Here is an 11,675-nt window from a genome sequence, read left to right on the forward strand (position 1 = left end):
GTAACATCATGTTCCGCACATACCAACCGCATACGATGAAACAATCGGCTCGCGCACCACGCGCTGAGTTGCCAGTGGATATCGCATTGCGTCAGTCTGAAGTCAACCTCAAAAAAACGGTGTTCCATCTGTGGTTGCCCGTTCGTGTTTGGTTCAAAAAATCTTTGATGAGCTAATCACTGATTTGAGAGGCTGTCTGACCCGATGAAGGATTTTAGCCTTCATAAAAGCAAACCCTGCATTTGGCAGGGTTTTTGTTTGTGTGTGGCGCTTAACAGCCATTTACTCACCAATGAAACGGTGATTTAAATCGGTCAAATTTAACTCGTTTAAAATCGTCGCCATGCGCTGTTTGGCGCTGTGTTTGGCTTGTCCCGTTTTTTTGGCGATGATGAGCTCGTTTTTCATGGCGTGCTCCCAACCGACCAATTCTGTCACGGTCACCTGATAACCATGGGATTCAAGCTGTAGGCAGCGCAGCACATTGGTGATTTGGCTGCCGAACTCTCGGGTGTGGATTGGATGACGCCAGATTTCGGAGAGAGCGGTTTTGCCAAACGTTTCGTTTTTTTTGGCACGCAGGACGCTGGCGACTTCGGCTTGGCAGCAGGGCACGAGTACGACGTACTCGGCTTGTTTGGCCAAAGCGAATGCAATGGCATCATCCGTGGCCGTGTCGCAGGCATGTAAAGCAGTGACCATTTCAACGGTTTGTGGCAATGCGTTACTGCTGATGGCGTCTTGAACCGTCAGGTGGTGAAACCCCATGCGCGAAAAACCCGCGCCGCTTGCCAAGGCTTGCGAGCTGGCGACTAATTCTGCGCGGGTTTCGATGCCATCGACGTGGCCGTGTAAGTGGTGTTTGATGAATAAGTCATACAAAATAAAGCCGAGATACGACTTACCTGCACCGTGGTCCACGATGCGATAGGGTTGTTCTTTTTCCTCTAATGTTTTGAGCATGGGTTCAATGAACTGAAAGAGGTGGTAGACCTGTTTCAGTTTGCGGCGACTGTCTTGGTTGAGCAGGCCGTCGCGGGTGAGGATGTGCAGGGCTTTGAGCAATTCGACCGATTGATTGGGGTCAATGTCGGCAACGTGTTTTTTGGTGGGTTTTGCCATAGTCTGAGTTATTTGAGTTTGATACGCGTGAGGTGGACGTCGCGGGACTCGCCTGTGAGCCACATATCATCGTGATCAATGGTGCAGGACAGGCGCATGTTTCGTGCGGCAAGCAGAGACAGCTCATGGCTCATGTCGCTGTCGATTTGCCAGACGTGGACGTTGTCAAAGCGGGTGAGTTTGTTTTCAATCGCTTGCCACCAGACATTGTTTGACGAGTGGAAGTCGTATACAGCGACTTCATTGGCTTTGGCACTGGCGCGGCGAATGCGGTCATCGTCTGGCTGACCGATGTCAATCCACAGCTCAATTTCATCGGTGTAGTTTTTGACCCAAATATCGGGTTCTGAAATTTCAGACAGACCTTTGGTGAAGCTCAACATGTCTTGAGCATGCCATGCGAACGCAGCCAGCCGAATCATCATGCGCTCCTCCGTCTCGGATGGATGCAGAGCAAGGATTAGGTTGTGCGTTTCATAATAATGACGACCGACGTCGGAGATTTGCAACTCGGTTTTGTAGATGGTCGATTTGAGGGCCATGGGTGCTCGATGATTATTAAATGCTGTTTATGGTGAAATTGTTAAATAATTAGAGATTTTTTTGGGATGATTTGATTTTTCCCATATTTTGTGCGGGTTTCCCGCTCAAAATTTCTCATTTCAAACAATCCAAAAGTAGGGGGTTACTTTTGGATTAATTATGAAGGGTGAGGGCGCGCCACCATTTGCGGCGTGGGCTCACTGTAATGATGCCTGACCAGAGTTCTTCTGGGTGTTGCTCGATGTCGATGAGCAACTGTTCACGCAGCGTGAGCAGTAGGCGAAGGCTTTTGGCGGTGCCGTTGAGGTTTTGGCACTGCGTGTGCTCTGATTTGGCTTGAGCAATCAGTCGCTCTGTTAATGCGGCTGAATGACGCGCACGCTCAGAGGCGGGCTGTTGCTTGTTGAGTAATAAAGCGACAGGCAGATTAAGTTCCTTGAGCCAGCTCATCGGTAACCACATGCGCGTGGGATTGAGATTGTGGCCAATGTGACGGATTTGATCCGTCCACCAAATCGCGCGACCAATGTGTGTGGTGTCGATATTGGTTTGCCCCACAATGCTAAGCCAAATTTGAGCGAAATTACCACCGATGGCGTCAATGGTAGGGTTAAGCTGATCCAACGTGTCCACACGGGTGAGATGGTGCCAGTGCATGTGACCGTGCAATAAGCCTTGTAATGATTGGAAAAAGTCGCTTTGGTTCAACCATGGTTTGAGAGCGATGAGAGCGGGGTGGTTGATTTCACCCGTTTGACTGTTTTCTAACTCATGATGCCACCAGTTGAGTGTGGTGACGGCTTGGTGTTGGTCGCTATAGGTGGCGGCTTCGCGCCACTTTTTGTGCAGTGTGTATAGCGCACGCAGAGGTGTTTGCGCGCTTTTAGGGGCTTTCCGAATAGCGAAGTACAAGCTGCTGGCTGGCTCAGGGATGGCAAGAGAGTGTGCTTCAGTCATGTTATTGGGGGTTTTCAACTTTGAGCAAAGTGGTGCCGATGGTGACGTTGTTTTTCTTGAACCAGCCTTGGTTCATTTCAACCGCATATTTGATGGGCGTTTTGGCACAGTGTTTGTCAAAGCTCTGTGGTTGCATGTCTTCGATTTGAACCAGCACACCTTGTGCATCAATAAAGCCAATCGATAGAGGAATGAGTGTGTTTTTCATCCAAAAACAGGCTGGAGATGGTGGGTCAAACAGAAATACCATGCCCGCATTGGCGGCCATGGTGGGTCGATTCATGAGGCCAGTCTGCTTCTGCTCCGATGTGAGTGCTATTTCCAGTTGAGCATTGGCCAGCTGGTTCAGTGGAGCCAGCTTGAGTGTGGTTGATTGTGCTGTTGCTGTAGTAGTGGGTAAAGATGTAGATGCTTTTGTTTGCTCATTGGCTTGCTGGCAAGCGGTGAGCGTTACTAAACTTAGTAGCACGGTGCTCAATAGAGTATTCAGGCGCATTGATAAAATTCCTATGAGGCCACTTCAGGGGCGCGTTTTGGTTCTTTTGTTGGCAAATGGGGCTGTAGGGCGTGCTCGTCGTCCACCTGATGGCGCTTTACGAGGCTTTCGTTCAGGCTGGTTCTCTGGGTTGCGGTCACTCATAAGGCGTGGGTCTGAGGACAGGGGGGTGTCAGGCGAAGCACGTAGTGGTTTGCCTTTGGCATTGTGTGTGGGTGCTGCTGGTTGTACGGGCTTGATAGGGCGCTTGCTGTAGCGCGCTTTGAGCTCATCAGGGGTTGAACGGCGAGTTAGTGATGGCGGCGCAGGTGTATCATCAAGCATGAGCGACTGTCCATTATTAAGCAGAGTGCCATTTTGCCATAGGCTGTAATCGCCGATTTGAGTACGGATGAGGCGCAAAGTTGGTAAACCGACAGCGGCGGTCATGCGGCGCACTTGGCGATTTTTCCCCTCTGTTAATGTGATTTCAAGCCAGTGTGTCGGGACGTTGACTCGGTGGCGAATTGCTGGTGTGCGTGGCCACAGCCACTCAGGTTCGCTGATGATGGATGCTTCGCAAGGCAGCGTTATTTCATCATCCAACATCACGCCTTTGCGCAACTGGGCACAGGCGTTATCGGACGGGTTGCCTTCAACTTGAACGAGGTAGGTTTTTGGTTTTTTGTGCAGTGGATGGCTGATGGTGTTTTGTAAGCGGCCATCATCAGTGAGCAGCAGTAAGCCTTCTGAATCGGTATCAAGACGGCCTGCGGGATAGACATTTGGCGTTTTGATGTATTCGGCAAGAGAAGGGTACCTCTCGTGTTTTGAAAACTGGCAAATCACGCCGAAGGGTTTGTTCAGAAGTAACAGCATGTGATAACTCTCAATATGAATCGTGTAAAACGAAATTTTAACATGCCGCACAAGGTTACTTAACGTTATCTGCTGGCAATGTCGCGGGCGGCACTGTCAAGTTAACTTGGACTAAAGCTTGTAAAGCGCGGAGTCTGAGTTAGAATGCGGTATGAACCCAACTGATTTGTATGCTCGCCATCGTTTTCCGCCCGAAGTTATAAGTCACTGTGTATGGCTATATTATCGGTTTTCGTTGAGTTACCGTGATATTGAGCTGATGATGGCTGAGCGAGGTTTGGATTTAACTTATGAAACCGTGCGTTATTGGTGTTTGAAATTTGGCTCTCAATACGCCAAGCGCATTAAGAAACATCAGCAGTGTGGCGACTGCTGGCATTTGGATGAAGTGTACTGTCGAATTGGTGGAGAGATGATGTACCTTTGGCGCGCGGTCGATCAAGATGATCAAACCTTAGACATATTGGTTCAGCGTAAACGTAATGCTCAAGCGGCTTTGAAGTTCCTTAAGAAACTGAGAAAGCAGGGTGCTTATCCAAGAAGCATAGTGACGGATAAGCTCAAAAGCTATATCAAACCAAGTAAGTGTGTATTTTCTGGAGCAAGGCATATCCGAGATAAAGGCGCGAACAACCGGGCAGAGAACTCACATCAAGCCACTCGATTGCGTGAAGCCAAAATGCGCTGTTTCAAATTACTGGGTCAAGCACAGCGATTTCTCAGCAACTTCGGTTCGATTTATGATTTCTTTAGATTTGATGCACACAAAACTTCGGCTAAAACACACCGAATTTTACGTGCGCGTAGTTTTGAATTCTGGCGAANGGCATCGGTGGGTGTCAGCGTGGGTGCTTCTACATCACTCAATATTGGTGTCAACATGGGTAAAGGCCGTGCCAACGGCAACGGCACGGACTACACCGAGTCCATTATTGGCGACATGGGTAGCCAAACCACCTTTGAGAGTGGCGACGACACCACGCTCAGTGGTGCAGCGATTGTGGGTAAAGGGGTGACTGGCAAAGTCGGCGGAGACCTAGCCATCATCACACTGCAAGACCGCTCTAAATACGACTCCAAGCAAACCAGCATGAGCGCAGGCGTGTCGATTCCTTTGACCCCAGGAGCATTTGGTGTGTCCGCAAGCTTCTCAAACGAGAAAGTCAATTCAAATCACCTCACTGCCAACGAAGTTTCTGGCGTTTACGCGGGTACAGATGGTTTTAATATCGATGTGACTGGGCAAACCAACTTGACGGGTGCGGTCATCGCATCGGGTGCAACGGCTGATAAAAACAAATTAGTCACAGGCACACTGGTCACCCGTGACTTAGAGAACCACTCAGATTACAAAGCCAGCAGCGTTGGCCTATCCGCCAGCTACAGCGGCACCGACAGCAGGACAGGTGAACAAGGCGGTTACAATGGCTTTAATGCAGGCTTGCCTTCCGTCATGCAGGCCAAGGACGACGAGAACAGCACCACGCGCTCAGGTATCGCTGCGGGCACTGTCACCATTCGTGATGAAGCAGGGCAGCAGGCCGCCACAGGTCAAACGGCTGAGCAAACCGTCGCCAATCTGAACCGTGACGTCACCCTCGACATGCAAAACGCCACAGGGCTTGACAACCTCTACGAGCGTGACAAGGACAAAATCACCACAGGCTTTGAGATCGTGCGCACGCTCTCGGAGAATACACAGCAATTCATGTCCTACATGGCCAAAGACATCGACGCTGTCGCAGACAAACCTGCTGTGGACGATAAAGGCAAAGCGCTCATTGGTGCCGATGGTAAACCTTTGACCAATAAACAAGCGTATGAGTTGATTGAAGCAGGCGTGCTCAATGTCAAACTAGGTGACACCACTGTCAATGGTCAAACCATCAACTACGGCACCCGCCAAGACCTCTGGGGCAGCGGCGGCACGGGCAGCATGATTCTGACTGGCCTCGTCGGCGCCGCCAGCGGCAACGTCACAGGCAGCGGCGCAAGCCTCCTGCAAAACACCGCCATCAACGTCATCCGTCAATACGGTGCAACGCAAATCAAAGACATCGCCGATGGATTTATGAAAGACGGCAAACCAACTGCCCAATCAGAAACCATCCGTGGCCTCCTGCACAGCATCGCAGGCTGCGCAGGCGCAGCCGCCACAGGCGGTGACTGTGCCTCAGCCGCCGCAGGCTCCGCTGCAACCGTTGCGCTCAACAACCTCATCGCAGCCAACACCAAAAACATGACCGCTGAGCAAAAGCAAAGCTACAGCAACCTCATCGGCAGCTTAGTCGGTGGTGTGACTGCCGGCGTGGGTGGGGATGCCGCCGCTGCACAACTGGCGAGCAAGATTGAGGTGGATAACAACTTCCTATACCCAGCAGAAATCAAAGCGATGATTAAAAAAATGGATAACTGTAACAGTATCCCAGTAGCCTCATCGCAAAGCCAATGTCATAAAGATGTTGAGACAGAATATTCTCGACTATCGACAAAGCACAACAACGAAATGATCGCTGCCTGTCAGTCAGATCCGAATGGAAGTGCTTGCACCACTCAGCGCGGCTATGCTAAGTCTTACTTAAAAGACCCAGAAATCATCAAGCTTCAATATGGTTTTAGCACAGCACTGGCTTTAGGGGAGACAGATAAACTGCGTACTCGTAAAGAGGCGTTTTCTGCTGACAACATCAAAGCAGAACAAAAAGAAGACAAATTAGTCAGTGCCATTGACGGGGTTAAAAAAGACGACAAACTCTTAGGCATAGCCCAGTCAGCTTGTGGGGCAAATATGGATTCTCGTGAATGTGTGCAGGCGCAACAAGACTTGAAAAACAAAACCACAAAAACCCTTGCCGATCAAAGCTTCTTGGTTAACCAAGCACAGTTAGTTGAGCGAACAGCCTTATCCTTACTCACTGACCGCATCAACGAAACCAATGGAACGAACTTCACCCCTGCGCAAGTTCAAGTCGCCATCGACGACACCAAGCAAACCAGCAAAGAGCTCAATGACTGTATCAGTGGCGCAGGTTGTACCACAGGTGCCGTCCTTAACATCGGCGGCACTGTGCTGGACTTCGCCGCTGTGGGTCCAACCGTCAAAACCGCTATCACCGAATACCGTGTCGCTAAGGCTGAACTCGCAACCGTTAGGGCGGAAACCCCGACCAGTCGCATCAATAATAATTTTTATGCGGATGGTGAGAACCCTGCTAATTGGACTAATGGTAGACTTAACAACCCAAGCTTAAATCTTGCAGAACACTGGAATAAGCATGGTAAAGAATTTCCAGAGTTGAATTTGAAGTCTGCCAACGATTATTATCGGGCAACAGAGAGTTTTGTAAACAATCCTCCTATTGGCACACAAACATTTACTCGCTCAAACGGCGATGTCTTGCTTTATAACGAATCAACTAATACTTTTGCAATAAAAGATGTCAATGGCTTCCCAAGAACAATGTATAAACCAACTGATGGTTCTGCATATTGGAAAAAACAAACTGGGGGGGTAAAATGAAACAGAAATTCCCTTGCCCATGTTGTGGCTATTTGGTTTGGGACTATCCCGATGGAACCTTTGAAATTTGCGATATATGTTTATGGCAAGATGACCCAATTCAAAAGAATGAACCAAACTATTCAGGAGGTGCAAATGACGTTTCATTAAATAAAGCAAAAGAAAACTTTAAAAAATATGGCGTATGTGAAGAACGATTTATTGGGGCGGGTCGTAGACCTTACCAGAATGAGCTACCAACTTCGAATCAAAATGAATAATTTAAATTTGTGTAAGGTTTGTGGGGCTGATTTTTCACCGTTTTTCCCATGGGGTGAAGATGGACTTTCTCCTTCTTACGATATTTGCTCATGTTGTGGTACTGAATTTGGTTATGAAGACGTATCATCTACTGGAATATTAAAAGCTCGTCAAACTTGGATTGACTTAGGAATGCCATGGAAAGATGTGCGAACAAGGCCTAAGAATTGGGACTCTTTAGCGCAACTTAAAAAAGTTGTAACTTAAAAATTGTGCTGTCTATACAGTGTCTTGTAAGCGTCAAGCGCAGCCATCTTGATTTTTAAGTGGCAACAAGTCATGATTTTTTGAGTTTGGCCAAGTTGGTAATTTATTGAGCGTATCGAGGAGCCACGCATATGGTTCAATTGAATCAGATTAACTCTTTTTTAATCTCTACAAAAAATTTAAATGAAACCTTGGATTGTCAACTTTTTTTCTGGGCTAATGATGTTGATGCTCACGTCAATTTTAGGAGTAAACTACTGAACTTTGATTCAGTAGCCAGTAATTATTTTGAAGCGCTCATTCTGATACGCTTAGAGTTAGAAAAATTGGACCACTATATTTTGTGCAACGGTTCCAGAGTTGATGCCTATCCTTCGAGAATGGGGCGTCAAATGAATATGGCTCGTAAAATATATTTAAATCAGTATGGTAAAGCAGCTACATTAAAAGATCTCGTTGATATTTTTGCTGTAGCCCCGCGGAATTTTGTTTCCTCAGTCTCCGAGCAACATTTATATCACTTAAAATGGTTAGAGAGCACAAAATGAAAATAAACTGTTTAACTGACGAAATTATGGAATGTGCCAAGCAAAATCCTAACGGTTGGGTGTCATGTCCACACTGTCCAGACCCCGCAAGATTCTACAAATGTCGTGATTTTTGAAGATTTTTAGTTTTAAATTAGCCCCGCCAAGGCAGGCGAGCCATAATTGGCTGATTAAATTGTTCTTTTACAAGTTGGTTTTGAGTCTATTTTGGTGTTTTGCGCGTGCTTATGCGCTGTTGGTTCGGACAGCATTTGTTTTTTGGATTGTGTGCTTGAGATGTTATTCATGGTTTAATCGGGCGGTTCATAAATACCTGTCATCAACCCGTCGAATGCCTGAACGACGAGAGGTTCGGTTTTTGACTTTCGCCGCTGCTTGGGTTTTGATTGATGGCACTGGCTTTGCCAAACTTGTGCTGGTGTTTGGTTGTTGAGGTTGGTGTGCGGTCGAGCGTGGTTGTAGAACGTCCGAAATTCATCAAGTGCGGCTTGCAATTGCACCATTCCTACAATTTGCAATTGCCGCAGTACGGGTTTGAGCGTGCCGAATAGCCGCTCAATCCGCCCGTTCTGCCATGGGCTGTGAGCGTTGGTGGTTTGTTTTTGGATGCCGACGAGTTTTAGGAATGTTTTAAATACCCATGAGCTAAACACCGCTTCGTTATCAGACCTGACTTTACGCGGCTTACCGTATCGCCCGATGGTGAGGCACAGATAACCCAGCAAAGTCCACGAGTTGCGAATGGTGAGGGTGCGCAAACAGAGCAGGGCGCGAGACCCGTGGTCGATGATGCCGAGGTTCGCATGGGTTTGTTTCGCTTCATCGGTGAAGAACGTTAAATCCATCGCCCAAGTATGGCAGACGGGCACAGCGCGTGGTGGCTTCGCGGCCAGTTCACGCCGTAATCGCAGCACTTGCACCGCATGGCGTTTTAGAAAGTCGCAAGTAAAGCTCACGCTGACAGTCTCGCCGTAGCGCTCAAAGTGTAACCGATTAAACAGCCGCGCCACCGAACGTTTGCTCCCACGACTCAAAGCCGCCAGTCGAATCAACTCGTTTCGCACCCAGTCGGGTTTGCGTTGATTACGAGGCCTCAGAACCATTAGGGTGTGTTGTTTGAAAACAGGGCGGTACGCGTGGTTTTGTGTTAGCTTTGCCCTTAAATCCAAAAGCATTTTAATAAGGTTTATCAAGCACTTGAAGAAAGATGTTAATGCCATGTTAACCACTAAAATCACCCAGAGTATCAAAAAATCCATAACGCCTGTACTGGCAACGTCTTTGTTATCTGGCTGCGCCGCGATATTCGGCAATCAACCTGTGGCGGTTGACAAAGTTAAAGTTGACGACAAACATCGGTATTTTGTATTAGGGTCAGATTACAACCATCAACTCATGCAGCTTGTTCAGCAAGCCAATCCAAAAACCTCATCCTTTGCTCCAGCGATGTTTGAAGTCAAATGGTTCAAACCTGGACAAACCGAACCTCAAACACGCACATACCCATATCGGCAAGCCAGCGTTTATCCCATCAACCTCCAGCAAGGCTCATTTCAACTCGCCAGAATCGGATCGCTCACCAATGTCCATAGCCGACTGGTTTACGAGTGCCAGACCGTTGGGGTGCCCAATGCGCCAGGCTCGACCAAATTGTGTGGCAACAAAACCGTCTATGACGCAGAGTATGCGTGGCAAGACATCAAAGACGCGCCCGTCGTGACCATTGGATCCGCTGGCGTTTATCTATATGGCAGCGCATCAACATCTGTGAACCAAGATGCTGCTTATCAAGCATTGATCGAATCGCTTAAAAGCAAAGCCCAGATGCAGAAACTCAATTTGAATGGTTTTTGAAATGCTCAGTTGGCATGAGAGTGAGCGACTTATGGTTTGAGAAACTGAGAGGTTAAGGTGAATTATTACAGAGGTTCAAATGCCTTTAAAGACAAGGCAAATGAACCACATGTAAGACTACTTATTTCGGTAGTTGTTCATCATTATCATTTGGAGGTAATTTGCCAAGCAATGCGGCAATATATTCCTCTTCACTCAGCATTCTGGTTCTTTTACGCCCACGTTTTTTAGGTGACTCCGCTCCACGATGGGCCTGAGATGGTGATGATTGAGATGAGGAGTTNTAAAAATACATTTGGCCTTGACTATGGCGCCTTAATAACGGAGAATAATGTCCGTAGTGGCGGTTTGGTGTAAGTAATGAAACACTCAGGCTATTTGCGACGAATGCCCGTCATAATCGTAAGCGTACTGTAAGTGCGTCAAATCTGAGTACCAACCTATTCAAAGGCTTCTTTTTAAGAAGCCTTTTTTAATGCGAATTATACAGAGGTTCAAATGCCTTTAAAGACAAGGCAAATGAACCACATGTAAGGCTACTTATTTCGGTAGTTGTTAATCATTATCATTTGGCGGTAATTTGCCAAGCAATGCGGCAATATATTCCTCTTCACTCAGCATTCTGGTTCTTTTACGCCCACGTTTTTTAGGTGACTCCGCTCCACGATGGGCCTGAGATGGTGATGATTGAGATGAGGAGTTATCTGGTTCACCCTCTAATTTTTGGGCAATGCGCAGTGCATGTCCGAGTCTCTTATTGTCAACGATTTCGCCTTGATTGATTTGTGTTTGTTTATCGTAAATCGAGTAGGGAAGGGAAGTAGTGCCATCCTTCACTCGCAACTCCACACGACCATCTGGAAACTGATACGTCTCAATGTAATGACCACGATATCGCCGTGCCAAATCGCTGTCCTCAATTAAATACATTTCCTTGTTGTATTGTATGGTCAAGTTTTTGGACACACAACGCTCTTCGCGCCAAGTGAATATGTCATCTAAATTCTCATTGGCATGAACTGCTCGATGCACATCCAAATCATTTTTAGGTGGCTTGGCAAAGCGTGCATTAAAATCAGCGATGAAAGAGGGCGCAAAAGCATTGCCTTCTGCCATACTGGAAATACCCTGCAAACGCATTTCTTTGACTAAACGGTCTTGCAGTGTTAAATGTGCACGCTCTACACGGCCTTTAGCCGAACTGGTATTGGCGCAAAACGTCTCGATCTTCAATTCATGCATGGCACGGGCAAATTGGGTATGACCATCG

The 11,675-nt window shown here is 47.6% G+C and carries 13 protein-coding genes and 1 pseudogene; 6 read left to right on the top strand and 8 right to left on the bottom strand.

Annotation, left to right across the window (positions count from 1 at the left end):
* Window positions 1-8: 8 nt before the first annotated feature.
* Window positions 9-176, top strand: coding sequence for a hypothetical protein (locus IE082_RS01440; RefSeq protein WP_189490586.1), 168 nt, complete (start codon window positions 9-11; stop codon window positions 174-176).
* 106 nt (window positions 177-282) lie between these two features.
* On the opposite strand, the gene IE082_RS01445 is transcribed toward IE082_RS01440, so the two are convergent.
* From IE082_RS01445 to IE082_RS11165, 5 genes and pseudogenes are all read right to left on the bottom strand, one after another.
* Complete coding sequence (locus IE082_RS01445) at window positions 283-1,122, bottom strand: class I SAM-dependent methyltransferase (RefSeq protein ID WP_189490588.1); 840 nt, start codon at window positions 1,120-1,122, stop codon at window positions 283-285.
* Window positions 1,123-1,130: 8 nt separating this feature from the next.
* Window positions 1,131-1,664 (bottom strand): YaeQ family protein, encoded by a 534-nt coding sequence (locus tag IE082_RS01450; protein ID WP_189490590.1) that lies wholly within the window; start codon window positions 1,662-1,664, stop codon window positions 1,131-1,133.
* Window positions 1,665-1,818: 154 nt separating this feature from the next.
* Window positions 1,819-2,622 (bottom strand): squalene/phytoene synthase family protein, encoded by an 804-nt coding sequence (locus tag IE082_RS01455; protein ID WP_189490592.1) that lies wholly within the window; start codon window positions 2,620-2,622, stop codon window positions 1,819-1,821.
* Window position 2,623: 1 nt separating this feature from the next.
* Window positions 2,624-3,118, bottom strand: a complete 495-nt coding sequence (locus IE082_RS01460) for a DUF192 domain-containing protein (RefSeq protein WP_189490594.1) — start codon at window positions 3,116-3,118, stop codon at window positions 2,624-2,626.
* Window positions 3,119-3,436: 318 nt separating this feature from the next.
* Window positions 3,437-3,976 (bottom strand): annotated as a pseudogene (locus IE082_RS11165) (pseudouridine synthase); the annotation flags it as partial.
* 151 nt (window positions 3,977-4,127) lie between these two features.
* Between IE082_RS11165 and IE082_RS01470 the strand changes: the two are divergent.
* The 3 genes from IE082_RS01470 to IE082_RS01480 are packed head-to-tail and all read left to right on the top strand — an operon-like array spanning window position 4,128 to window position 8,003.
* Window positions 4,128-7,496, top strand: a complete 3,369-nt coding sequence (locus IE082_RS01470; protein WP_189490598.1) for an IS6 family transposase — start codon at window positions 4,128-4,130, stop codon at window positions 7,494-7,496.
* Window positions 7,493-7,756 (top strand): CPCC family cysteine-rich protein, encoded by a 264-nt coding sequence (locus IE082_RS01475; RefSeq protein ID WP_189490600.1) that lies wholly within the window; start codon window positions 7,493-7,495, stop codon window positions 7,754-7,756. The genes IE082_RS01470 and IE082_RS01475 overlap by 4 nt, the downstream gene beginning before the upstream one ends.
* Entirely contained in the window at window positions 7,749-8,003 is a 255-nt protein-coding gene (locus tag IE082_RS01480; RefSeq protein WP_189490602.1) for a hypothetical protein, read from the top strand. Before IE082_RS01475 ends, IE082_RS01480 begins: the two co-directional genes overlap by 8 nt.
* Window positions 8,004-8,036: 33 nt before the next feature.
* On the opposite strand, the gene IE082_RS11415 is transcribed toward IE082_RS01480, so the two are convergent.
* Window positions 8,037-8,144: a transposase domain-containing protein gene (locus IE082_RS11415; RefSeq protein WP_373295036.1), complete on the bottom strand. Its 108-nt coding sequence runs from the start codon at window positions 8,142-8,144 to the stop codon at window positions 8,037-8,039.
* Here IE082_RS11415 and IE082_RS01485 point away from each other — a divergent pair.
* Window positions 8,135-8,551, top strand: a complete 417-nt coding sequence (locus tag IE082_RS01485) for a hypothetical protein (RefSeq protein ID WP_189490603.1) — start codon at window positions 8,135-8,137, stop codon at window positions 8,549-8,551. The genes IE082_RS11415 and IE082_RS01485 overlap by 10 nt on opposite strands.
* Before the next feature lie 290 nt (window positions 8,552-8,841).
* Here the strand turns inward: IE082_RS01485 and IE082_RS01490 are convergent, their stop codons facing one another.
* Complete coding sequence (locus tag IE082_RS01490) at window positions 8,842-9,654, bottom strand: integrase core domain-containing protein (RefSeq protein ID WP_189490605.1); 813 nt, start codon at window positions 9,652-9,654, stop codon at window positions 8,842-8,844.
* A 115-nt stretch (window positions 9,655-9,769) separates the two neighbouring features.
* Between IE082_RS01490 and IE082_RS01495 the strand changes: the two genes are divergently transcribed.
* Window positions 9,770-10,405, top strand: a complete 636-nt coding sequence (locus IE082_RS01495) for a hypothetical protein (RefSeq protein WP_189490607.1) — start codon at window positions 9,770-9,772, stop codon at window positions 10,403-10,405.
* Between the two features lie 555 nt (window positions 10,406-10,960).
* On the opposite strand, the gene IE082_RS01500 is transcribed toward IE082_RS01495, so the two are convergent.
* Window positions 10,961-11,675 (bottom strand): transposase family protein (locus IE082_RS01500; RefSeq protein WP_505706065.1); only part of this gene is annotated, 715 nt, incomplete at its 5' end.

This window comes from Formosimonas limnophila, from assembly GCF_014652675.1.
GTDB lineage: Bacteria > Pseudomonadota > Gammaproteobacteria > Burkholderiales > Burkholderiaceae > Hydromonas > Hydromonas limnophila.